A 21,644-nucleotide genomic window follows, 5' to 3' on the forward strand; every position below is an offset into this window, starting at 1 on the left:
CCGTGTCCGACGAGATCTTCGAGTACGCGCCGGCGCCGGAGTCGCGCTCCGTCGTCTCGCTGCGCCCCTCCTACCAGCCCTACATTGGCGGGGAGCTGGTGCCGGCCACGAGCGGGGAGTCCCTGACCTCGGTCAACCCGGCCGACGAGGAGCCGCTCGCCGAGGTCGCGGTGTCCGGCGAGGAGGACGTCGACCGGGCCGTGGCCGCCGCGCGGCGTGCCTTCGACACCACGTGGTCCGCGATGCCGGGTGCGGAGCGTGGCAAGTACCTCTTCCGGATCGCCCGCATCCTGCAGGAGCGCGCACGCGAGCTGGCGGTGCTGGAGACCCTGGACAACGGCAAGCCCATCAGGGAGACGCGCGACCTCGACCTGCCGCTGGCCGCCGCGCACTTCTTCTACCACGCGGGCTGGGCCGATAAGCTGCCGCACGCCGGGCTCGGCCCCGACCCGCGCCCGATAGGGGTGGCCGCGCAGGTCATCCCGTGGAACTTCCCGCTGCTGATGCTGGCCTGGAAAGTGGCACCGGCGCTGGCCACCGGAAACACGGTGGTGCTGAAACCGGCCGAGACGACTCCGCTGACCGCGATGGTGTTCGCCGAGATCTGCCAGGAGGCCGAGCTGCCGCCCGGTGTCGTCAACATCGTCCCGGGCGCCGGGCCCACCGGGCACACCCTGGTGTCGCACGCGGGCGTCGACAAAGTTGCGTTCACCGGATCCACCGAGGTCGGCCGGCAGATCGCCGCCACTGTGGCCGGCACCCATAAGCGCCTGACGCTGGAGCTCGGCGGCAAGGGCGCCAACATCGTGTACGACGACGCCGCCATCGACCAGGCGGTCGAGGGGGTGGTCGCCGGCGTCTTCCGCAACCAGGGGCACGTGTGCTGCGCCGGCTCCCGGCTGCTCGTGCAGGAGAGTGTGGCCGAGGAGTTCCTGCCCAGGCTGCGCGAACGGATCGAGCGGCTGCGGCTCGGTGACCCGCTAGACAAGAACACCGACGTTGGGGCGATCAACTCCGCAGCGCAGCTCGGCCGGATCCGCGACCTCGCCGCCACCGGAACGGCCGAGGGAGCCGAAGCGTGGTCCCCCGCCTGCGAGCTGCCCGAACGCGGCCACTGGTTCCCACCCACCGTGTTCACCGGCGTCAGCCAGGCGCACCGGATCGCCCGCGAGGAGATATTCGGGCCTGTGCTGTCGGTACTGACCTTCCGCACCCCGGACGAGGCCGTGGCCAAGGCCAACAACACCCCCTACGGCCTCTCGGCCGGGGTGTGGACCGAGAAGGGCGCGCGCATGCTGTGGACCGCCGAACGGCTGCGGGCCGGTGTGGTGTGGTCGAACACCTTCAATAAGCTCGACCCGGCGAGCCCGTTCGGCGGGTACAAGGAGTCCGGGTACGGCCGGGAAGGCGGGCGACACGGACTGGAGGCATACCTTGGCTGAAGCGGAGCCGCGGGGGCGGGCGAAGGAGGCGCGCGACGCGGGAGCCGCGCGGCTCGCGGTTCGCCGGACCGCCAAGCTCTACGTCGGCGGGGCGTTCCCACGTTCGGAATCGGGCAGGTCGTATCCAGTGACGTCAGCGAAGGGGCAGCACCTCGCCAACGCCGCGGCGGCATCCCGCAAGGACGCGCGCGACGCCGTCGTAGCCGCGCGCGCCGCGTTCGGCGGGTGGTCCGGGCGAACCGGCTACAACCGGGGCCAGATCCTCTACCGGATCGCCGAGATGATGGAGGGCCGCCACGCCCAGTTCGTCGCGGAGGTCGTCGACGCCGATGGCGTGGCCAGGAACAAGGCCGCGGCCCTGGTGTCGGCCGCGATCGACCGGTGGGTCTACTACGCCGGCTGGGCCGACAAGTTCTCCCAGGTCATCGGGGGATCGAACGCGGTCTCCGGGCCCTACCTCAACCTGAGCTCGCCCGAGCCCACCGGAGTGGTGGCGGTCATCGCCCCGCCGCAGGCCCCGTTGTTCGGGCTGGTGTCGGTGGTTGCCCCCGTAATCGCCACGGGCAACACCGCGGTGGTCGTGGCCAGCGAACGCGCCCCGCTCCCGGCGGTCACGCTCGCGGAGGTGCTGGCGACCTCTGACCTGCCGGGCGGCGTCGCCAACATCCTCACCGGGCGCCTCAGCGAGATCGCCCCGCACCTCGCCACGCACGCCGACGTGAACGCCCTGGACCTGGCCGGAGCGGGCGACCTCGCCGCCGGCTTGGAGAAGGACGCGGCGGCCACGCTCAAACGTGTGCTGCGCCCCGACCCCGCCGGGACCGACTGGACCGCCGACCCCGGCCTGACCCGGATAACACCGTTCCTGGAGCTGAAGACGGTCTGGCACCCGGTCGGCGTTTAGACCGGTGACGTGAGCGGGTGGTTGGACCTCCGACGAGGGCAGCGAAGGCGGCGGTTGGCCGGTCATCGGTCATCGGTCATCGGTGCTGGCGGCAGTTGGTGGCGCGCGCGACCAGGCCCTCAATCACCACCTCGTTGCCCCACCACCGGAAACCAGGACTTTGCGAAAATGACCCCAGCACTGCACCGGAGGTGTCCGCCGAGGGAACACGGCCAGCGCCAGCAGTGTCCCGACCCGCGGACTCGCGGAACGAGGAAGCCATGAGCGAGGACGGTGCGGCGGAACGCGCCGCGGCCGGTCGCGCGCCGGCGGTACAGCCAGCGGATGCCGGCTCCGCGGAGGGCGGGGCCGGGGTGGAGCTGGTCCGGCTCGACTCCGGGGCACCCGGTGTCGCCGCGCTGCGCGAGTCGGTCCTGCGCATACCACTGCTTCCGGGGCAGCACCGGTTCGTCAAGCCGGCCGCGCACACACTGCCGCGGGCGGATGACGACCCCAACCGCACCCCGTTCGCGGTGGTGGTGCGCGGCGCAGCGGTGGGCTTCGGCATTCTGGACCGGGGCGGCAGCCTCGCCGAGCTCACCAGCGCACCCCGAAGTGCCGTTCTGCTCCGCGCGTTCTACATCGCTCCGGAATGGCAGGGCCACGGCGTGGGTCGGGCCGCGTGCGCCGCTCTCGACCCGCTCATCCTGGCGGACGCTCCCGGCGCCGCCGAGGTCCTGCTCACCGTGAACGAGGCCAATCCCGCGGCGATCCGCGCGTACCTGGCCAGCGGTTTTGTCGACACCGGTCGCCGCTACCTGGACGGGGACGCCGGGCCGCAGCTCATCCTGTCCCGGCCGGTGCGGCGCTGACCTCCGCGCCGCCGGGCCCAGGGGAGGCCAGCCCGGGCGGGCCATCCCGTTGTCCTCGGTGCTCGGGGAAACGCCGCCGCGCGCCGCCCAGCGGCGGGTTATCGTATCGTAAGGATTTTCGATCCCGGGTGAACGCCTTGCTCGGCGGATGGGCCCCGTGGTCAGGGGGCGAGCAACGGCGCGGGCGGGTTAGGTTGGATTCGTTACGGGCTCGCGCGCGGTTCGACGTTGCCCCGACGGGGCCACTCACGGCACGATCGCTGCGGCGGACCGGCCGGCCCGCGGAAGGTGATGACCAGGAGGGCAGCGGCATTGAGTACTGAGGACCTGCGGACCGCCCAGCGGGCTGCCGACGAGCTGCGCCGGCACACCGGAGTGGACTCCTACGCCGCCGCCTTCGTCATGGGATCAGGGTGGGCGGCGGCCGCGGACGCGCTCGGTGAGGTTGTGGCCGAGGTCGAGACGAGCGCGTTGCCGGGTTTCCAGCCGCCCGCTGTCACCGGGCACACGGGCCGGATCCGTTCCGTGCGCAGCGGGGACCGTGATCTGCTGGTCTTCCTCGGCCGTACGCATCTCTACGAGGCGCACGGAGCCTCCGCCGTGGTGCACGGAGTGCGCACCGCGGTGGCCGCCGGCGCGCCCCGGATCGTGCTGACCAACGCGGCCGGGTCGCTGAACACGGAGCTGCCCGTCGGTAGTGCGGTGCTCATCGCCGACCACATCAACTTCACCGGGGAGTCCCCTCTGGTGGGCCCGTCGTTCGTGGACATGAGCGACACGTACAGTGCCTCGCTGCGCGCCGCAGCACGGGAGGCCGACCCCGGCCTGGCCGAAGGCGTCTACGCGGCGATGCGCGGCCCGCAGTTCGAGACGCCGGCGGAGATCCGGATGCTGCGGATGATGGGGGCCGACCTGGTCGGCATGTCCACGGCGCTGGAGGCCATCGCCGCCCGGGAGCAGGGCGCGTCGGTGCTGGGGATTTCGCTGGTCACCAACTTCGCCGCGGGCCTGGCCGGGCAACCTCTCGACCACCGCGAGGTGCTGGAGACCGGCCGGGACGCCGCAGCCAGCGCGGGCAGTCTGCTCGCGGGGATCTCGGCGAAGTTGTGAGTCGCACGCAAGGCCGCCGCTTCGCAAACCATCGCAAGGGGAACGCCGTATGGGGGAGAGCTATCGGGAGCGGGCTTGGCAGTGGCTGGAGCAGGACCCGGACCCGCGGACACGGGAGGAGCTGAGCGGGCTTCTTGAGGCGGGCGCGGACGCTGCGCTGGCCGACCGTTTCGGAGCCCGGTTGGAGTTCGGCACGGCCGGGCTGCGAGGGGAGCTGGGCGCCGGGCCGAACCGGATGAACCGGGTGACCGTGATGCGCGCCGCGGCCGGGGTGGCGCGCTGGCTCGGGCCGGGGCGGACCGTGGTCGTCGGGTACGACGCCCGGCACCGGTCGGAGGACTTCGCCCGCGACACCGCGGCCGTACTCGCGGGCGCGGGGTGCCTGCCCCTGATGCTGCCGCGCCCGCTGCCCACACCGGTGCTCGCGTACGCGGTCCGCGCGCGGGGCGCCGGAGCCGGGATCATGGTGACGGCCAGCCACAACCCGCCGCAGGACAACGGGTACAAGGTGCTCGCCGGCGGTACCGGCCCCGACTCCGGCAGCCAGATCGTGCCGCCGGCGGACGCCGAGATCTCCGCGGCGATCGACGCCGCTCCGGCGATCAGCGAGCTGGAACTGGGCGACGACTGGACAGTGCTGGGCGATGACGTGGTCGAGGACTACGTTTCGGCCATCGCCGGCCTCCCGCTGGGGCACGACCGCGATATCCACGTCACCTACACCCCCATGCACGGTGTCGGCGCGCGAACCCTGCGGACGGCGTTCGCCTGGACCGGGTTCCCCGCGCCGCGGGTGGTGCTGGAGCAGGCCGACCCCGACCCCGTATTCCCCACGCTGCCCTTCCCCAACCCCGAAGAGCCCGGAGCCATGGACCTCGCGCTGGCGACCAGCCGCCAGCACGGCGCCGACCTCATCCTGGCCAACGATCCCGACGGCGACCGGCTGGCCGTGGCCGTACCCGGGCACGGGCTGCTGACCGGCGACGAGGTGGGCGGGCTGCTCGCGGAGTACATCCTGCGCCGCACATCCGGCACGGACCGGCTCGTGGCGACCACGATCGTGTCGGCCGGCCTACTACCCAAGATCGCGGCCGACTACGGGGCCAGTTGCGCCGAGACGCTCACCGGATTCAAGTGGCTGGTCCGCGCGGGCAGCTCCGGACAGCGCAACGTCTTCTGCTATGAGGAGGCGCTCGGCTACTGCGTAGCGGGCGACGACGCTCGTCCGGTCGCCGACAAGGACGGCATCAGCGCGGCCCTTGTCGTGGCCGCGATCGCGGCGGAGGCCAAGCGTGCCGGCCGTACTCTGCTCGACCTGATCGACGACCAGGCGCGGCGCTATGGCTTGCACCTGACCACCCAGCTCGCGCTCCGCGTTGACGACACCTCGCTGCTGGCTCGGGCGATGCGCACGCTACGCGCGGACCCGCCCGACTACCTGGCGCAGTGGCAGGTCACCGAGGTCGAGGACTTCCTCGGCGGAAGAGGCAGCCTGCCGAGCACCGACGCGCTGCGGTACCGGCTGTCGGGGCCCGCCGAGGCCCGGGTGACGCTGCGGCCGTCGGGAACCGAACCGAAGCTGAAGGCCTACCTGGAGGTCGTGCACCCGGTACACCCCGACACCGCCCATCTCGGTCCCGTGCGGGATCGCGCCGGTGAGCAACTCGCGGTACTCAAGGAGGCGGTCGCGAAGCTGTTCCCCCGGCAGTGAGCCGAGGGCTGACGCCGTCGCCGCGCCGCCGCCAGGGGTGCGGCTATGGGGTTCCGCCCTCACCCGTACAAGCTCAGCTCTCAACCGAGATCGCGCGGCTGGGGCACAGCCGTTCGGCCTCGCGGACGGCCGGGTGCGCCTCGGCCGGGGGGTCGGCGTCGAGTACGCGTACCCGGCCGTCGTCCTCGTCCTGGTCTAACACCGCGGGCGCGGTCAACACGCACATCCCCGCACCGATGCAGACCTCGCGGTCGGCGGTGACCTTCATCGCGTGTCCTCCCAGGTGACCGGCAGGCGGTGCAGTCCGTAGACGACTCCGTCGTGTTTGTAGTCCAGATTGGCGGCCGGGGTGTCCAGGCGCAAGGTGGGCAGTCGTTCGAACAGCGCGGGCAGCACCACCTCCAGCTCCATGCGGGCCAGGTTGGCCCCCAGGCACTGGTGCACCCCGTACCCGAAGGCCAGGTGCCGCTGGTCATCGGGGCGCACCTGGAACCGGTCGGGCTCGTCGAACGTTTCGGGATCCCAGTTGGCACCGGCGAGCAGGGCGATCGCGCCCTCACCGGCGCGGATCGCGGCCCCGCCCAGCTCGGTGTCGCGCACCGCGATCCGGGCGGGGACGAGGTCGGCGATGCTGAGGTAGCGCAGCAGCTCGGCGACCAGCCGGTCGGGACTCTCGCGAAGCAGCGCCTGCTGGTCGGGATTCTGCAGCAGGACCACCGTCCCCAACGCGATCATGTTCGCCGTTGTCTCGTGGCCGGCGTTGAGCAGCAGGGCGCACATCCGCAGCACCCGGTCCCGGTTCAGCTCGCCCGCGGGTTCCATGTGCTCGGTGGCCAGGCGGCTCATCAGGTCGTCCGCGGGGTTGCGCTGCTTGCTGGTGAGTAGCTGGTCCATGTACCCGAAGAGCTCGGAAATGGCGGTGGTCGCCTCCCCCGGGGAGCTGTTCTGGGAAATGAGCACGCGGGCGCGTGCCTGGAAGAACTCGTGGTCGCTGTAGGGCACCCCGAGCAGCTGGCAGATCACCAGCGAGGGCAGGGGCAACGCCAGCATCTCCACCAGGTCCGCGGGCGGTCCCTGCCGCTGCATCCCGTCCAGGAGCTCCGACGTGGCGCGTTCCACACCCGGCCGCAGCTCCTGGACGCGGCGCAGCGTGAACTCCGGGATCAGGGGCCGGCGTTCGGACGTGTGCTCGGGCGGGTCCGTGCGGACGAACGGCGGGTTGGCCAGCAAGGCACGCAGCTCCGGCTTGATGGCGGGGAATCCGGGGGTCCTGCCGTCGGAGCTGAAGTCCGGGCTGCTGAGCATCGTCTTCACGTCCTGGTAGCGGGTCACCGCCCACACCCAGGTGCCATCGGGAGTCCGCACCCGGGTGGGGCCATTGGTGCGCAGGTCCTCGTACTCCGGAGGTGGGGCCATTGGGCACTGGCGGCGGAGCGGGAGCTCAAGGGACGACTGGTCGGTTGCGGGACGGGCCATGGAATCAGTCATGATGAACTCCATAAACGAAGGAGAAACCTCCACTTGTATTTCCCGCTAAGCTAGCACAACCGAAGGGAAATCATCCAGATTCACTGGGAGGTCGAGTGACGGACGGACCGAAGGACTCTCTTCACCTGCGCGCCGACGCGCGGCGCAACCGGAGGATGGTTCTCGACGCCGCCCGGGAGACCATCGCCGAACGCGGACTCGACGCGCCCCTGGAAGAGATCGCCCGCCGAGCCGGGGTCGGCATCGCAACGCTGTACCGCAGGTTCCCCGACCGTGCCGCGCTGGTCCGCGCGGTGGCGGAGGACAACATGGCCGTCATCGGGCAGGAGGCCGAACTGGCTGAGGCCGAGGAGTCCGACCCCTGGCAGGCGCTGACGCGGGTCCTCCACGCGGCGGTCACCTGCAGGGTCGGAGTGCTCGCACCCATGGCGCTGCCCCAGTTGCGTGCGGAGCTCAGTGCGCACAGCACGCTGTGGGAACGGCGCGGTGAGGTGGTCCGGCGGCTGGAGGACCTGCTCGCGGCGGCACAACGGCAGGAGCTGGTGCGGCGCGACATCGGCCTCGGCGACATCGCGCTCGGCCTGGTCAAACTCTCCCGCCCCATGCCGGGCATGGACCCCAAGCTCGATGACGAGGTCACCCGTCAACTGCTCGCGATCTACCTCGACGGACTACAGGCCACCTCGGTTCCTTCGTCCACCCGCGCCCCGCGCCGGATGGACGATGTGGACCGCGAGTTCGGCCTGTGACCCGGTGCGCCGGGTCACAGGCCGCGGCGCGTAGGTCCTAGTCCTCGGGTGGCTCGACCACGGGCCGGTGCACGACCTCGTCGATGACGGTGAGGGTCTGGGTGGAGGTCACCCCGGGCAGGGACTGCAGCCGGGTCAGGATCAGGTCGCGCAACTGGTGCGTGTCGGCCACCCGGACGAGCAGGACGATGTCGGCCGAGCCGACCACGTACCAGCAGTACTCGACCTCGGGGTAGGAGGAGAGGACCTCGCGGTTGGCCCGCCAGTCAGGCTGGCTCCCCGAGATCATGATCAGAGCGGTGACCCCCAGCCCCAGCTTGGCGTGGTCGGGCACAACGGAGTACCCCTGGATCACCCCCTCGTCAGTGAGGCGCTTGATCCGGTTGTAGGCCGTGGCACGGGAGACGTTGGCGGTGGCGGCGACCTCGGTGATACCGGTGCGGGCGTCCTCAGCGAGCGCGCTGATGATCGTCCGGTCGGTGGCGTCCGGGAGTCGGCCGGACCTCCGGTTTTCCACGTGGGCCATCGGCCCCTCCCCACAGTTGCGACAGTGAGTAACTGGTTACCAGCTAAACCGCCTTGTTGTCCTACATATTTCACATTTCGAGACGAGTCACACTCGGTGCTGGTCGCGATCGCCCCGGTGATCAGCGGTCGGGGCGTGCGCGAACGCTGTTGGCGCGGTGTGTCATCCGAGAGCGCTCCGCTAGGTACATATTGGACAATCGAGGATGAAAGTCGGGTATAGCTGTCGATTTGTATTGAACTATGCGCTACATCTGGCAACTTTGTCGAGTCATCCGCGATAATTGTGTCCAGATTCCCAATCAGGGACCGCGACTCGGAGTGACGACGGAGGCGCCCACCATGCACCCCGAAGAGCCGCCGGCCGCGGCCGCCGAACTCCCCGCCCCGGACCCGCTCCCGCCCGACCGCGCACGCGCGTTCTACCGCGACATGCTCGCTGCCCGGCTCCTCGACGAGGAGGCGATCGCGCTGCAGCGCCAGGGAGTCCTGCCCGCCTACGTCCCGGTGCGCGGGCAGGAGGCCGCCCAGGTCGGCAGCGTCGCCGCTCTCGACGTCGAGCGCGACTTCGTGTTCCCGACGTACCGCGAGCTGGCCGCGGCGCTTGCTCTCGGCGTGGACATGGTGGGCTACCTGGCGAGCCACCGGGCGCTGTGGCACGGCGGCCGCTACGACCCCATGGCCTCCCGCTTCGGCGCGGTCAACGCAGTGGTGGGCGGCCCGGTCCCGCACGCGGTCGGCTGGGCCATGGGCGAGCGTCTGGCAGGCCGCACCGGCTGCGCGCTCAGCTTCTTCGGCGACGGGGCCAGCTCCGAGGGCGACGTGCACGAGGCGATGAACCTCGCCGGTGTCATGCGTGCTCCCGTTGTGTTCCTCTGCCAGAACAACCGCTGGGCGCTGTCCGTGCCGAACGAGCGCCAGATCGCCGGCGGGTCCATAGCCGCGCGGGCGGCCGGCTACGGGATGCCGGGTGCCGCGGTCGACGGCAACGACGTCGCGGCGGTCTACCAAGCTACGCGCGAGGCGGTGCGGCGGGCCCGCTCCGGACTGGGGCCCAGCCTGATCGAGGCGCGCACCTACCGGATGGGTCCGCACTCGACGTCGGACGACACCGGCCGGTACCGCGACCCGGCCGAGGAGCGCGCGTGGGAGGAGCACGACCCCATCGCCCGGCTTCGCGACACGATGCGCGCAGCGGGCCACGCCGACGACGAGTTCTTCGCGCGCGCCGAGCGTGCGGCCCGGGCGAGTGCCGAGCGGGCCCGCGACGGGGTGTGCGCGGAGCCGGAACCGCCCGGCGACGATCTGTTCCGGTATGTCTACCGAGAGCCCACCGAGGAACTGGCGCGGCAGTGGCGCGCCTGGCGAGAGGAGGTCGCGCCATGACCGGAGTGACCGTGGAACGGGCCCGCTCCGCGGCGCCGCCGGAAGAGTCCGGCGGCACCGTGGAAATGTCCATGCGGGACGCGCTCAACCGCGCGCTCGACACCGCTCTGCGCGAGGACCCGGCCACCCTGGTGTTCGGCGAGGACGTGGGCCGCCTGGGCGGCGTGTTCCGGGTGACCGACGGCCTGTGGCGCGCGTTCGGCCAGGACCGGGTCTTCGACACCCCCATCAGCGAGGCCGCGATTATCGGGTCGGCTGTCGGGCTGGCCATGAACGGGTTCCGCCCCATCCCGGAACTCCAGTTCGACGGGTTCGGCTACCCGGCTGTCGACCAGATCGTGAACCAGTTGGCGCGGATGCACTACCGCACGCGCGGCGCCGCCCCGATGCCGGTCACGGTGCGGCTGCCCAGCTTCGGTGGCATCCGCGCGCCGGAGCACCACGGCGAGAGCCTTGAGGCGCTGTTCGCGCACGTGCCCGGGCTGAAAGTGGTCGCGCCCTCGAATCCGCACGACGCCTACCACCTGCTGCTGCGGGCGGTGCGCGCCGACGACCCGGTCATCTTCATGGAACCGAAGGCGCGCTACTGGGACCGCGGGCCGGTGGTCCTGGATCCGGCTGGCGAGGGCGAGCGCGCCGACGACCCCATCGGGTCGAGCCGCGTGGTGCGTACCGGCCGGCACGCGACCCTCTTCGCCTGGGGCGCGATGGTGCGGCGCTGCCTTCAGGTCGCCGAGCTGGCCGCCGAGGACGGGGTGGAGCTGGAGGTGGTCGACCTGCGCTGGCTCAGCCCGATCGACGCCGACGGCCTGGCCGCCAGCGTCGGGCGCACCCGGCGCGCGGTCGTGGTGCACGAGGCCCCGCTCACCGCCGGCCTGGGAGCGGAGGTCGCGGCCCTGGTCACCGAACGGGCGTTCCGCGACCTCGCCGCCCCGGTGCAGCGCGTGACCGGATACGACGTCCCCTACCCAGCGGGTCCGCTGGAGCCGCAGTACCTGCCCACGAACGACCGCGTCCTGCTCGCGGTGCAACGGACCCTGGAGTACTAGAGAACATGGCCGAACAGACGTTCACGCTGCCCGACCTCGGAGAGGGGTTGACCGAGGCGACCATCCTGGAGTGGCGGGTCGGGCCCGGGGCCGGCGTCGCGCGCAACCAGCCACTGGTCGAGGTCGAGACCACCAAGTCGGCGGTGGAGATCCCGTCACCGCACGCCGGCGTCATAGCCGAGCTGCACGCCGAGGAGGGCGAGGTTGTCCGGGTCGGCGCGGCCCTGGTGACCTTCGACCTCGAACAGGACTCCGGGATCGTGGGAACGGTCCCGGACGAGGAAGAGCGCTCGGAGCGGCGCGTCCGGTTGCGGCCACCCGCGGACTGAGCGCCCAGCGGTGCGCGCCGAAACTGGTTCGGCTGGGCACTGGTGGGGTACGCGGTATCGCGGGCCGCGCGGTCCGGTGACGCTGTTCCGCGGGCGCCCGACAGTGATCAGTGCCGGTTAAGGGCGTGGCACGGCGCGGTGCCGGGCCCGCCGGCGCCGGTAGCGGCTCGTGACCGCGGACAGGGAGAGTCCAGGGATGCACGCCATACTGCGCGGCGATGTCAGTCTCCATTACGTCGACGACGACCCCGGAGCCGTCCCCGCCCGGCCACCGGTCCTACTGCTGCACGGTTTCGGCTCCAGCTTCGAACTGAACTGGGAGCGCACCGGATGGGCCAGCCGGCTGGCCGCTGAGGGGCTCCGTACGATCGGCCCGGACCTGCGCGGGCACGGCAGGAGCGGACGGCCCCGCCAGGACGACGCCTACCTTCCCGGGGTCTTCGTGGCCGACCTGGTGCTGCTGCTCGACGAGTTCGGTGTCGAACGCGTCGACGTCGTCGGCTACTCGATGGGGTCCCGGCTGGCCTGGGAGTTCGCGCTGATCCGGCCGGAGCGCGTACGGCGCGTCGTCATGGGCGGTTTCGGGCCGCGCGACCCGTTCAGCGGCACCGACCTGTCCGATCCGGGCACCGACGACAGCCCGTTCGGTGCCCTCTTCCGCGCGGTCGCGGGACTCCCCGGCAACGACGCCGCGGCGCTGGCGGCGTGCGCGCGGGGCCAGGCCGCCCGCCCGTTCACCCCGGAACCCGCGCCGCGCCGCACACCGCTGCTGTTCGTCGCCGGAGAGAACGACGAGATGGCCGACGGAGTGGAGCGGCTCGCGCGCGGCTCCGACGCCGGGGTGCTGCGCGTGGCGCGCCGGGACCACCGGACGGCCGTTCCGGCAAGCGTGTTCAAGGACGCGGTTCTGGAGTTCCTCACCAGCGATGAGCCGGCGGCCTGCGGGGCGGCCACGAGCGGGCGCGGGTGACCCCCGACCGGGGGTGCGGTGCCGCACGGGATTGGCGGAGCCAGCGGGCGCTTACAGTGCGCGCAACGACGCCGCGCCGGGGCCGGTGCGGCCAGGCGGGCGAGAAGGAGGGCCCATGACGCGAGCGCCTGAGGTGGACTGGACGCGGTTGCGCGAGGCAGCGCTGGCCGCCGCCCGCACCGCTTATGCCCCGTACTCCCAACTGCGGGTCGGGGCGGCCGGGATCGCCGGTGACGGCCGCACGGTGACCGGATGCAACGTGGAGAACGCCTCATACGGGCTCACCCTGTGCGCCGAATGCGGCGTGGTCTGTGCCCTGCACGCGTCGGGTGGCGGCGCGCTCGTGGCCCTGAGCTGCGTCGATAGCGAAGGGGCGCGGCTTCTGCCGTGCGGCAGGTGCCGCCAGGTGCTCTACGAGCACGGCGGCGCCGGGTTGCTCATCGACACCCCGCGGGGCACGCTTCCCCTGGCCGAGCTGCTGCCCCAGGCATTCGGCCCGGACGACCTGCCACGCTGACCCGGGAGGGGCCATGGACGCCATCGACGTCATCACCACCAAGCGCGACGGTGGCGAGCTCTCGCCCGCCCAGATCGACTGGGTGGTCGACGCCTACACGAGGGGAGGGGCCGGCGGGGTCGCCGACGAGCAGATGGCGGCACTGTGTATGGCGGTCCTGTGGCACGGGATGACACGCGCCGAAGTCAGCCGGTGGACCGAGGCGATGCTGCGTTCCGGTGAGCGGTTGGACTTTTCCGACCTGCCCCGGCCGACCACGGATAAGCACTCCACGGGCGGGGTCGGCGACACCATCACGCTCCCGCTCACCCCCACTGTCGCCGCGTGCGGCGCCGCGGTTCCGCAGCTCTCCGGCCGGGGGCTGGGCCACACCGGGGGCACCCTGGACAAGCTGGAGTCGATCCCCGGCTGGCGGGCCGACCTGCGCCCCGACGAGATGCGCCGGCACCTCACCGAGGTGGGCGGGGTGGTGTGCGCGGCGGGTTCCGGACTGGCCCCGGCCGACCGCAAGCTGTACGCGCTGCGCGACGTCACCGGAACCGTGGAGTCCATACCGCTGATCGCGAGCTCCATCATGTCCAAGAAGCTCGCGGAGGGCACCGGGTCGCTGGTGCTGGACGTGAAGGTGGGCTCGGGCGCGTTCATGAAGGACACTGAAACCGCCCGCGAGTTGGCGCGCACCATGGTCGACATCGGCGCCGACCACGGTGTCCGCACGACCGCGCTGCTCACCGCCATGGACACCCCGCTGGGATACGAGGTCGGCAACGCGCTGGAGGTCGCCGAGGCGGTCCGGGTGCTGTCGGGCGGCGGCCCGGACGACCTCGTCGAGCTGACCGTGGCACTGGCCCGCGAGATGCTGCGTGCCGCCGGGCTGTCCGGGGCCAAGGACCCCGCCGACGCCCTGCGCGACGGCTCCGCCATGGACGCCTGGCGCCGGATGGTGCGGGCGCAGGGCGGTGACCCCGACGCCCCGCTTCCCGCCGCGCGGGAGCACCGGGGCATCCTCGCGTCGGCCACCGGCCGGCTCACGCGCCTGGACGCCTACGCGGTCGGGCTCGCCGCGTGGCGGCTCGGCGCCGGACGAGCCCGCAAGGAGGACCCCGTGTCCCATGGCGCGGGCGTCACCCTGCACGCCCGGCAGGGCGACCAGGTCCGCGCCGGCCGGCCACTGCTCACGCTGCACACCGACGAGCCCGAACGGTTCGAGTCCGCCGCCGAGGCGCTGGAGGGCGGCTACGACATCGACGGCCCCGAGGACGCCCTCCCCCTCCTCATCGAGCGGGTTGGGGCGTAGGGCCCATCAGGACCGCTGGTTCCGGGACTGCCGCACGCCGCGCTTCCAGACATCGGCGATGGAGCGGGTGGCGGCGATGTCCCGTGTGGGGTCACCGTCGACAAGCACCAGGTCGGCCCGCAGTCCGGGGGCGATCCGGCCGCGGTCGGTGAGCCCGAACCGGTCGGCCGGGATGCTCGTGGCGGCGGCGAGCGTCTCCTCGGGTGTGAGCCCGGCCCGGGACAGCAGCGACAGTTCCCGGTGCAGACTCTCGCCGTGCGCCGGAGCGCCGACCGTAGCGTCCGTCCCCGCCAGCAGCGGCACGCCCGCCCGGTGGAGCGTCCGGGCCGCGTGCGCGGCGTTGTCGACCCGGTCCGACCGCACCGCGGCCCCAGAGCCGGCACCGGCGAGCGCCTCGATGTAGACCAGCGTGCTGACGACGAACACGCCCCGCGCGGCCGCCCGGGCGGCCAGCTCCTCGCCCGCGTGGCCGTCCGGGCCGGTGTCGGAGTAGACGTGCGCCAGGCCGTCGACGCCCGCGTCCAAGGCGAGGCCGGCCTCCGCGGCGCTGGACACGTGCGCGATGGCTTGGAGCCCGGCGGCGTGACCGGCCTCGACGAGGGCCGACACCACGTCCGCCTCGAGGGCGGGCAGCCGGGTGTCGTACATCGCCCCGTCGTCGATCACGATCTTCAGCGGGGTCTAGCGAGGAACCCCGGTCCCTTCAGGGCCGGGAGGAATCGCTTGTCTGGGCTGTTCTGGCCCGTGGGTTCCTAAGGGGTCCGCGTTCGCGGGATCTCGTTGGTGAACGGGCGGCCGTTCCGGTAGGAGGACCACGTGTGCGTGCAGGGCGTGCCCGACCGTTGGGCCTGGGCGGGTGGTGGGGGTGGACTCCCCGTGTGGTGACACAGATCAATGTTAATATCACTCCTCGTGAAGATCGTCGTGCAGGTCAAACTTGTTCCGGATGCCGTGCAGGCATCCGCGCTTGAGTCCACCCTGCGCACGGTCAACGAGGCCGCGAACTGGGTCTCCGGGGTGGCCTTCGAGCAGGGTGTGCCGCGTGAGTACGCGTTGCGCAGGCACACCTACGCCGAGCTGAAGTCTCGTGGGTTGGGGGCGCAGGCGGCCCAGCATGTGATCAAGAGGGTTCGTGATGCCTACACCACGCTGCGGGCGAACCTGCGGGCGGGCAACCTCGGTAGGCCGGGGTCGGCGCGGCGTCGCAAGGCGGAGTCCAGGCCGATCGCCTTTCGGGTCGATGCGGCCCAGCCCTATGACGATCGGTGTCTGAGCTGGCAGTACGACGCGCAGACCGTGTCGATCTGGACCACCGCAGGTCGGGTGAAGGGCGTGCGGTTCGCATGCTCGGCGGACGCGCTCAAGATGCTGCAGCAGTACCGTAAGGGCGAGTCCGACCTGATCGAACGCGATGGTGTGTTCTACCTGAGCGCCACCTGCGAGGTCCCCGAAGCCACTGAGTACGAGCCCGAGGGGTTCATCGGCGTGGATCTGGGCATCGCCAACGTCGCTACCACGTCCACCGGCTACCGGGCCGCCGGGCGGGGCCTGAATCGGCACCGTAGGCGCCAACGCGCTCTGCGCCGTAAGCTCCAGGCCAAGGCCACCAAGTCCGCCAAGCGGCGGCTGAAGAATAGGCGGCGTAAGGAAGCGCGCCACGCCGCCAACGTCAACCACATCATCGCCAAACGCATCGTGACCGAGGCGCAACGCACCTCGTCCGGCATCGCCCTGGAAGACCTGAAGGGCATCCGGCAGAGGGCACGGCTCCGCAGGCCCCAACGGGTCACACTGCACACCTGGGCCTTCGCCCAGCTTGGCCAGTTCCTGGCCTACAAGGCACGCCGGGCGGGCGTCCCGCTGGTGTTCGTCGATCCGGCCTATTCCAGCCAGGAATGCGCCCAGTGCCATCACATCGCGAAGAACAACCGCCTCAACCAGGCCCGCTTTGTCTGCCGGTCATGCGGGGTCGTTGCCCACGCCGACCGCAACGCGTCCCGCACCATCGCCCACCGCGGCGAGGCTGCGTGGATCGCGGGGCGTGAGTCACGCGTCCCTGCCACCCCATAACGGGGTGTCTGGACGGAGGAGTCCACCCAGCACCCAGTTGGGCGCTACCTCCAAGCCCGGTCGTTTACGGCCGGGTCAAGTTGACGTAGTCGACCCCCTCGGCCACCCGAGCCTGGACCCACTCCGTGGCCTGGTCGGCGCTGGCTACCGTGTCGAAGTCGCCGACCGCGTCGCCGAGCTGCGCGATCGTCTCCGGGTCGAGCCAGTTCCAGACCTGCGTGGGGTGCCCGTTGAGGGCGGTGGCGACAATGCCGGAGCTACGGAGGTCGGCCACGTCGTCGCGTGCTGCGGCGAGTCGGCGTTGCCGGGCGAGGTTGAGCGGCATGCAGTTCATGTCGAGTTCGGTGGTCACCCCGTAGGACAGCGCCTGTGCGAGGGTTCCGTCGAACACGTGGGTGTGGGCGTCGATCAGGCCCGGCAACACGGTCCGTCCGGTGCCGTCGATCTCGACGTCCACACGCTGGCCGTCGGGCTCGGCGATCCGGTCGTCGTCGATGAGGATGTCAGCGCCGGCGAGGGTTCGTGCACCGTCGAAGACACGGGCGCCGCGGATCAATGTGCGCATGCTGCTCTCCTTGTTCACGTGGAGACGAGATGAGGGGGTGGCGCGTCGGGAACCGCGCCCGATCAGGGGCGGGTCGCGGTCGTCACGAGCCCGGTGCCGGGTTGACGTATCCCGCCGGGCCCCTCGTGCGGCGCGAGCGCGGCACGCACCGCCTCGCGGGCCGCGATCTCGGTGATCAAGGTGCAGGCCGGTGTGGCGGTGCATCTGGCGCGCAAACGCGGCGACGAGGTGCCCGAGGCGCTGCTCGCCATCCAGGAGGCCAGCGGCGAGGCCAACCGCGAGTTGCGCTCGACCCTTGAGGTGCTGCGCGAGCCGGCCCCGGAGGGGCACCCGGCGGCCGGTGACCGCGCGAGCCTGGAGCACCTGGATGCGCTGGTGGCCAGGACGCGCTTGACCGGGCTCTCCGTCTCGGCGACCGTCAACGGCCAACGGCCGAAGATACCGACAGCGGTCGACCGCACCGCCTACCGGATCATTCAGGAGGCGCTGACCAACGTCACCCGGCACGCTGGCGCGGGCGCCTCCGCGACCATCCGTCTGGACTACGGTCGCGATGGGTTCTCGGTGCGTGTCGAGGACGACGGGCGGGCCGCCGCCGAGGAACCGCATGTGCCCGGTACGGGTTTGCTCGGCATGCGTGAACGCGTCATGGCCCTCGGCGGTGACGTCACGGTCGGGCCGCGTCCTGAGGGCGGGTTCCGCGTCCACGCTGAGCTGCCGCTGCGTTCTGCGGAGCAGGGCAGCGTGTCGGCGGAGGCGAGCTCATGATCCGGGTGTTGCTGGCCGACGACCAGCCGTTGATCCGGGCGGGGTTCCGTGCGCTGTTGGACGCCGAGGACGACATCACTGTGGTCACCGAGGCCGCCGATGGCCAGCAGGCGTTGGAGCTGGCGCGCGAGCATGTTCCCGACGTCGCGCTGGTCGACGTGCAGATGCCGGTGCTGGACGGGATCGAGGCGACCCGGCGCATCGCCGCGGAGGGACGTCTGGACGGAATGCGTGTCGTGATCCTGACCAACTACGGGGTGGACGAGTACGTGTACAACGCACTGCGCGCCGGGGCCGCGGGCTTTCTGGTCAAGGACATCGAACCGGCCGAGCTGCTCCAGGGGGTGCGCGTCGCCGCCCGCGGCGACGCGCTGCTGTCCCCGGAGATCACCCGCCGCCTCATCCGGGAGTACGTCTCCGGCCCCGCCCAGCACGCCTACCCGGCCGCGTTGGAGAAGCTGACCACACGAGAACGCGAAGTGGTCGGTCTGGTCGCGCGCGGGCTCTCCAACGACGAGATCGCCGGCCGTATGGTGATCAGCCCGGCCACCGCCAAGACCCATGTCAGCCGCGCCATGGTGAAAGCGGGAGCGCGGGACCGCGCCCATCTGGTGGTGCTGGCCTACGAGACGGGCCTGGTGACGGCCCGAAACACCGGCGAACCGGATACGTGACCGGTGTGCCGAACACGGCCAAGGGCTGACATTCTCCATCCGGAGCCGTGGGGCCTCGCCCGGCACCACCGGGGCGCCACGGGGCTCACCTGAGGCGGTGAGTCCCGCCGCCGTTCGTCAGCCCGCGGGCATCATCGGCGGCTGCGGCTGGGGCTCGGGTATCTGCATGTAGGTGATCACGGAGGCGGCGATGAAGATGATGCCGACGATGATGGTGGCCGTGGCGACCCAGCGGGCCCACGGGTGGGTGAACCGGTTCGCCAGGAGCAGGCTCACGGCCGCGAAGATCACTGCGAGCAGGCCGATCACGCCGTCGCCCAGAACCAGGCCGGCGAACATGCCCTCTTGGCTCTGCCCGACCAGGGTCGGCAGGCTCTCGGTCATCCGGGTGCCGACGATGGCGGTGCTGATCGCGAGGAGACCGGTGATCGCGAAGGTCTCGGCGGTGAAGATCCCGGTCGGCTGCGAGGTGCCCGCGGGCACGACGTCGGCGCCCCACTCCTCCTCGGTCTCGTCCTCGGTCTCGCTGTACGCGCTGTCGGCGTCCTGCGTCGCGTCAGTCTCCTCGGGTGAGGCGGAAGAGTCGTGCGAGGCCGGCTCCTCCAGGACCGGTGCGTCGTCCCGCTCCGGCGCCGCTGTCTGGTTGTCGTTGCTCTTCGGGCTCGTATTCATTGCGGCAAACCTACCTGCCACGTAGTGAAGTCCTAGTCAAGTAGCTGGCTGCTACCCACAGGCTGTCCAGCTACACCGGCGCTCAACTGGGCACTCTTCGGGCAGTCCCCGCTGTAGGCGTCCTCGCGCCCGATATCGCCGGAGCGTCACGGGTAGGGGACCGGGCGGTTCACTTCGTGCGACCAAGGGGGGAAACGATGACGGCGACCGAAGCGCGACCCAGACAGGCGTTGGATCCGGCGGACCTCGATCGGATCGACCGGTACTGGCGGGCGGCGAACTACCTTTCGGTGGGCCAGATCTTCCTGGTCGACAACCCGTTGCTGCGCGAACCGCTGCGGCCGGAGCACATCAAGCCGCGGCTGCTCGGGCACTGGGGGACGGTGCCGGGGCTGAACTTCCTCTACGCGCACCTCTCGCACCAGGCCAATAAGCGTGGCACCGAGATGATGTGGATTGTCGGGCCCGGGCACGGCGGGCCGGCCACGGTGGCCACCGCCTGGCTCGACGGTACCTACACCGACATCTACCCTGATGTCACCCAGGACGCCGAGGGGATGCGCAAGCTGTTCCGCCAGTTCTCGTTCCCGGGCGGCGTCCCGAGCCACAATGCGCCGGAGGTCCCGGGGTCGATCCACGAGGGCGGGGAGCTGGGCTACTCACTGGCGCACGCCCACGGCGCGGCGTTCGACAACCCCGGCCTCGTCGTGGCCACCGTGATCGGCGATGGGGAGGCCGAGACCGGTCCGCTGGCCGCGAGCTGGCAGTCGCACCGGTTCAGCAACCCCGCCCGGGACGGTGCGGTACTCCCGATCCTGCACCTCAACGGGTACAAGATCGCCAACCCGTCGCTGCTGGCGCGCATCCCCGAGCAGGAACTGCTCTCGCTCCTGGAGGGCAACGGCTACCGGCCGCACGTCGTCTCCGCCGACGACCCCGAGACAGCGCACGCGCGGATGGCCGACGCGCTCGGCTCCGCGCTCGACGAGATCGCCGACATCCAGCACAACGCACGGGAAAGCGGACGCGTGTCGGGCGCCCGGTGGCCCATGCTGGTACTGCGCAGCCCGAAGGGCTGGACCGGTCCGCACGAGGTCGGCGGGCTTCCGGTCGAGGGAACCTGGCGCTCCCACCAGATCCCGCTGGCGGCCGTGCGCGACGATCCGGAGCAAATGCGGGCGCTGGAGTCGTGGATGCACTCCTACCGGCCGGGGGAGTTGTTCGACTCCAGTGGTGCGCCGTTGCCGGAGGTCTGCGCCCCGCTCCCGGCGCCCGAGCGCCGGCTCAGCGCCAGCCCGCACGCCAACGGCGGCCTGCTACTGAAGGACCTGCGGCTGCCCGACATCCGGCAGTACGCGGTGCAGGTGCCCGAACCCGGGACGGAGCACCACCAGGCCACCCGGGTCCTCGGCGGGTACATCCGCGACGTCATCCGCGCCAACCCGCGCACCTTCCGCATGATGGGTCCCGACGAGACGACCTCCAATAAGCTCGACACCGCCTTCGAGGCAGGTGGGCGCGCCTGGGCCGCGGAACGTCTGCCCACCGACGAGTACCTCGACCCCGACGGCCGTGTCATGGAGGTGCTCAGCGAACACCTCTGCCAGGGCTGGCTTGAGGGCTACCTGCTCACCGGCAGGCACGGGCTGTTCAACAGTTACGAAGCGTTCGTGCACATCGTGGACTCGATGTTCAACCAGCACGCCAAGTGGCTCAAGGTCACCCGGGACCTGCCGTGGCGCCGCCCGATCTCCTCGCTGAACTACCTGCTCAGCTCGCACGTGTGGCAGCAGGACCACAACGGGTTCACCCACCAGGACCCCGGGTTCCTGAACCACGTGCTGAACAAGGTGCCCGAGATCATCCGGATGTACCTGCCGCCGGACACGAACTCGGCCCTGGTCACCACCGACCAGTGCCTGCGCATGCGGGACACGATCAACGTGGTGGTCGCCGGCAAGCACCCCGCGCTCAGCTTCCTCTCGATGGACCGGGCGCAGGCGCACCTGGCGCGCGGAGCGGGCATCTGGGAATGGGCGAGCACGGACGACGGGGCCGAACCCGACGTCGTTCTGGCCTGCGCGGGCGACGCCCCGACCCGGGAGACCCTCGCCGCTGCGGCACTCGTCCGCGAGCACCTGCCCGAACTGCGGGTGCGGGTGGTCAACGTGGTCGACCTGATGCGGCTCACTGCGGCACACCCGCACGGGATGTCCGATCGCCAGTTCGACGCGCTGTTCACCGCGCACAAGCCCGTCATCTTCGCGTTCCACGGCTACCCCTCGCTGATCCACCGGCTCACCTACCGGCGCAACGGCCACGAGAACCTGCACGTGCGCGGGTACAAGGAGGAGGGCACCACCACCACGCCGTTCGACATGCTCATGCTGAACGACCTCGACCGCTTCCACCTGGTCATGGACGTGATCGACCACCTTCCCGGGCTCGGGGTCCGGGCGGCTCACCTGCGCCAGCGGATGCAGGACGAGCGGATGCGCTGCCGTGCCCACACCCGCGTGTACGGCGAGGACCCGCCCGACATCCGCGACTGGACGTGGGGATGAGCG

The 21,644-nt window shown here is 71.3% G+C and carries 22 protein-coding genes; 16 read left to right on the forward strand and 6 right to left on the reverse strand.

The annotated features are described in order from the left end of the window. Positions 1-2 precede the first annotated feature (2 nt). The 5 genes from F4561_RS05025 to F4561_RS05045 all read left to right on the forward strand — a co-directional run bounded on the left by F4561_RS05025 (position 3) and on the right by F4561_RS05045 (position 6,018). Complete coding sequence (locus F4561_RS05025) at positions 3-1,442, forward strand: aldehyde dehydrogenase family protein (protein WP_184575226.1); 1,440 nt, start codon at positions 3-5, stop codon at positions 1,440-1,442. Next, positions 1,435-2,346: an aldehyde dehydrogenase family protein gene (locus F4561_RS05030; protein ID WP_221445368.1), complete on the forward strand. Its 912-nt coding sequence runs from the start codon at positions 1,435-1,437 to the stop codon at positions 2,344-2,346. The genes F4561_RS05025 and F4561_RS05030 overlap by 8 nt, the downstream gene beginning before the upstream one ends. 260 nt (positions 2,347-2,606) lie before the next feature. Next, the gene (locus F4561_RS05035; RefSeq protein WP_184575228.1) at positions 2,607-3,197 is read left to right on the forward strand and encodes a GNAT family N-acetyltransferase; all 591 of its coding nucleotides are present in this window, start codon (positions 2,607-2,609) and stop codon (positions 3,195-3,197) included. A gap of 291 nt (positions 3,198-3,488) precedes the next feature. Next, the gene (locus F4561_RS05040; protein WP_184575230.1) at positions 3,489-4,307 is read left to right on the forward strand and encodes a purine-nucleoside phosphorylase; all 819 of its coding nucleotides are present in this window, start codon (positions 3,489-3,491) and stop codon (positions 4,305-4,307) included. Positions 4,308-4,356: 49 nt separating this feature from the next. Further along, positions 4,357-6,018, forward strand: a complete 1,662-nt coding sequence (locus F4561_RS05045; protein WP_184575232.1) for a phospho-sugar mutase — start codon at positions 4,357-4,359, stop codon at positions 6,016-6,018. A 73-nt stretch (positions 6,019-6,091) separates the two neighbouring features. Here the strand turns inward: F4561_RS05045 and F4561_RS05050 are convergent, their stop codons facing one another. Then, complete coding sequence (locus F4561_RS05050; protein WP_184575234.1) at positions 6,092-6,286, reverse strand: ferredoxin; 195 nt, start codon at positions 6,284-6,286, stop codon at positions 6,092-6,094. Continuing rightward, positions 6,283-7,506 (reverse strand): cytochrome P450, encoded by a 1,224-nt coding sequence (locus F4561_RS05055; protein ID WP_184575237.1) that lies wholly within the window; start codon positions 7,504-7,506, stop codon positions 6,283-6,285. The genes F4561_RS05050 and F4561_RS05055 overlap by 4 nt, the downstream gene beginning before the upstream one ends. A 95-nt stretch (positions 7,507-7,601) precedes the next feature. Here F4561_RS05055 and F4561_RS05060 point away from each other — a divergent pair, with 95 nt between their 5' ends. Beyond that, complete coding sequence (locus F4561_RS05060) at positions 7,602-8,255, forward strand: TetR/AcrR family transcriptional regulator (RefSeq protein ID WP_184575239.1); 654 nt, start codon at positions 7,602-7,604, stop codon at positions 8,253-8,255. Between the two features lie 37 nt (positions 8,256-8,292). Here F4561_RS05060 and F4561_RS05065 read toward each other — a convergent pair whose 3' ends face one another. Next, a complete protein-coding gene (locus F4561_RS05065; RefSeq protein WP_184575241.1) occupies positions 8,293-8,781 on the reverse strand; it encodes an Lrp/AsnC family transcriptional regulator in 489 nt (162 codons plus the stop codon). Between the two features lie 341 nt (positions 8,782-9,122). Here F4561_RS05065 and F4561_RS05070 point away from each other — a divergent pair, with 341 nt between their 5' ends. From F4561_RS05070 to F4561_RS05095, 6 genes are all read left to right on the forward strand, one after another. Beyond that, positions 9,123-10,166 carry a thiamine pyrophosphate-dependent dehydrogenase E1 component subunit alpha gene (locus tag F4561_RS05070; protein ID WP_184575243.1) on the forward strand — a complete coding sequence of 348 codons (1,044 nt, stop codon included), beginning with the start codon at positions 9,123-9,125 and terminating at the stop codon, positions 10,164-10,166. Then, a complete protein-coding gene (locus F4561_RS05075; protein WP_184575245.1) occupies positions 10,163-11,215 on the forward strand; it encodes an alpha-ketoacid dehydrogenase subunit beta in 1,053 nt (350 codons plus the stop codon). The genes F4561_RS05070 and F4561_RS05075 overlap by 4 nt, the downstream gene beginning before the upstream one ends. A 5-nt stretch (positions 11,216-11,220) precedes the next feature. Further along, entirely contained in the window at positions 11,221-11,544 is a 324-nt protein-coding gene (locus tag F4561_RS05080) for a biotin/lipoyl-containing protein (protein ID WP_184575247.1), read from the forward strand. A gap of 196 nt (positions 11,545-11,740) precedes the next feature. Beyond that, positions 11,741-12,514 (forward strand): alpha/beta fold hydrolase, encoded by a 774-nt coding sequence (locus F4561_RS05085; RefSeq protein WP_184575249.1) that lies wholly within the window; start codon positions 11,741-11,743, stop codon positions 12,512-12,514. Positions 12,515-12,629: 115 nt separating this feature from the next. Next, positions 12,630-13,031 (forward strand): cytidine deaminase, encoded by a 402-nt coding sequence (locus F4561_RS05090; RefSeq protein WP_184575251.1) that lies wholly within the window; start codon positions 12,630-12,632, stop codon positions 13,029-13,031. A 13-nt stretch (positions 13,032-13,044) separates the two neighbouring features. Beyond that, positions 13,045-14,328 carry a thymidine phosphorylase gene (locus tag F4561_RS05095; protein WP_184575253.1) on the forward strand — a complete coding sequence of 428 codons (1,284 nt, stop codon included), beginning with the start codon at positions 13,045-13,047 and terminating at the stop codon, positions 14,326-14,328. 6 nt (positions 14,329-14,334) lie between these two features. Here the strand turns inward: F4561_RS05095 and F4561_RS05100 are convergent, their stop codons facing one another. Further along, positions 14,335-14,994 carry an amidohydrolase family protein gene (locus F4561_RS05100; RefSeq protein ID WP_312885150.1) on the reverse strand — a complete coding sequence of 220 codons (660 nt, stop codon included), beginning with the start codon at positions 14,992-14,994 and terminating at the stop codon, positions 14,335-14,337. A 228-nt stretch (positions 14,995-15,222) separates the two neighbouring features. Between F4561_RS05100 and F4561_RS05105 the strand changes: the two genes are divergently transcribed. After that, positions 15,223-16,398 (forward strand): RNA-guided endonuclease InsQ/TnpB family protein, encoded by a 1,176-nt coding sequence (locus tag F4561_RS05105; RefSeq protein WP_221445369.1) that lies wholly within the window; start codon positions 15,223-15,225, stop codon positions 16,396-16,398. 64 nt (positions 16,399-16,462) lie between these two features. On the opposite strand, the gene F4561_RS05110 is transcribed toward F4561_RS05105, so the two are convergent. Continuing rightward, a complete protein-coding gene (locus F4561_RS05110; protein WP_184575255.1) occupies positions 16,463-16,963 on the reverse strand; it encodes an amidohydrolase family protein in 501 nt (166 codons plus the stop codon). Between the two features lie 192 nt (positions 16,964-17,155). On the opposite strand from F4561_RS05110, the gene F4561_RS05115 reads away from it, so the two are divergent. Together F4561_RS05115 and F4561_RS05120 are read left to right on the forward strand one after the other, a co-directional pair. Next, a complete protein-coding gene (locus tag F4561_RS05115; RefSeq protein ID WP_312885152.1) occupies positions 17,156-17,731 on the forward strand; it encodes a sensor histidine kinase in 576 nt (191 codons plus the stop codon). Continuing rightward, positions 17,728-18,405: a response regulator gene (locus F4561_RS05120; RefSeq protein WP_184575257.1), complete on the forward strand. Its 678-nt coding sequence runs from the start codon at positions 17,728-17,730 to the stop codon at positions 18,403-18,405. The genes F4561_RS05115 and F4561_RS05120 overlap by 4 nt, the downstream gene beginning before the upstream one ends. Before the next feature lie 117 nt (positions 18,406-18,522). Here the strand turns inward: F4561_RS05120 and F4561_RS05125 are convergent, their stop codons facing one another. Continuing rightward, entirely contained in the window at positions 18,523-19,077 is a 555-nt protein-coding gene (locus tag F4561_RS05125; RefSeq protein WP_184575259.1) for a hypothetical protein, read from the reverse strand. Between the two features lie 197 nt (positions 19,078-19,274). Here F4561_RS05125 and F4561_RS05130 point away from each other — a divergent pair, with 197 nt between their 5' ends. Then, positions 19,275-21,641, forward strand: coding sequence for a phosphoketolase family protein (locus F4561_RS05130; protein WP_184575261.1), 2,367 nt, complete (start codon positions 19,275-19,277; stop codon positions 21,639-21,641). Positions 21,642-21,644: the final 3 nt, after the last annotated feature.

The organism is Lipingzhangella halophila (assembly GCF_014203805.1).
In the GTDB taxonomy this organism is placed as follows: domain Bacteria; phylum Actinomycetota; class Actinomycetes; order Streptosporangiales; family Streptosporangiaceae; genus Lipingzhangella; species Lipingzhangella halophila.

Excerpts from the sequence above, each read along its gene's own strand:
- F4561_RS05035 (WP_184575228.1), top strand. The coding sequence starts at position 2,607 with ATGAGCGAGGACGGTGCGGCGGAACGCGCCGCGGCCGGTCGCGCGCCG.
- F4561_RS05040 (WP_184575230.1), top strand. The coding sequence starts at position 3,489 with ATGACCAGGAGGGCAGCGGCATTGAGTACTGAGGACCTGCGGACCGCC.
- F4561_RS05045 (WP_184575232.1), top strand. The coding sequence starts at position 4,357 with ATGGGGGAGAGCTATCGGGAGCGGGCTTGGCAGTGGCTGGAGCAGGAC.
- F4561_RS05050 (WP_184575234.1), bottom strand. The coding sequence starts at position 6,286 with ATGAAGGTCACCGCCGACCGCGAGGTCTGCATCGGTGCGGGGATGTGC.
- F4561_RS05055 (WP_184575237.1), bottom strand. The coding sequence starts at position 7,506 with ATGACTGATTCCATGGCCCGTCCCGCAACCGACCAGTCGTCCCTTGAG.
- F4561_RS05065 (WP_184575241.1), bottom strand. The coding sequence starts at position 8,781 with ATGGCCCACGTGGAAAACCGGAGGTCCGGCCGACTCCCGGACGCCACC.
- F4561_RS05070 (WP_184575243.1), top strand. The coding sequence starts at position 9,123 with ATGCACCCCGAAGAGCCGCCGGCCGCGGCCGCCGAACTCCCCGCCCCG.
- F4561_RS05075 (WP_184575245.1), top strand. The coding sequence starts at position 10,163 with ATGACCGGAGTGACCGTGGAACGGGCCCGCTCCGCGGCGCCGCCGGAA.
- F4561_RS05080 (WP_184575247.1), top strand. The coding sequence starts at position 11,221 with ATGGCCGAACAGACGTTCACGCTGCCCGACCTCGGAGAGGGGTTGACC.
- F4561_RS05085 (WP_184575249.1), top strand. The coding sequence starts at position 11,741 with ATGCACGCCATACTGCGCGGCGATGTCAGTCTCCATTACGTCGACGAC.
- F4561_RS05090 (WP_184575251.1), top strand. The coding sequence starts at position 12,630 with ATGACGCGAGCGCCTGAGGTGGACTGGACGCGGTTGCGCGAGGCAGCG.
- F4561_RS05095 (WP_184575253.1), top strand. The coding sequence starts at position 13,045 with ATGGACGCCATCGACGTCATCACCACCAAGCGCGACGGTGGCGAGCTC.
- F4561_RS05105 (WP_221445369.1), top strand. The coding sequence starts at position 15,223 with ATGTTAATATCACTCCTCGTGAAGATCGTCGTGCAGGTCAAACTTGTT.
- F4561_RS05110 (WP_184575255.1), bottom strand. The coding sequence starts at position 16,963 with ATGCGCACATTGATCCGCGGCGCCCGTGTCTTCGACGGTGCACGAACC.
- F4561_RS05120 (WP_184575257.1), top strand. The coding sequence starts at position 17,728 with ATGATCCGGGTGTTGCTGGCCGACGACCAGCCGTTGATCCGGGCGGGG.
- F4561_RS05125 (WP_184575259.1), bottom strand. The coding sequence starts at position 19,077 with ATGAATACGAGCCCGAAGAGCAACGACAACCAGACAGCGGCGCCGGAG.
- F4561_RS05130 (WP_184575261.1), top strand. The coding sequence starts at position 19,275 with ATGACGGCGACCGAAGCGCGACCCAGACAGGCGTTGGATCCGGCGGAC.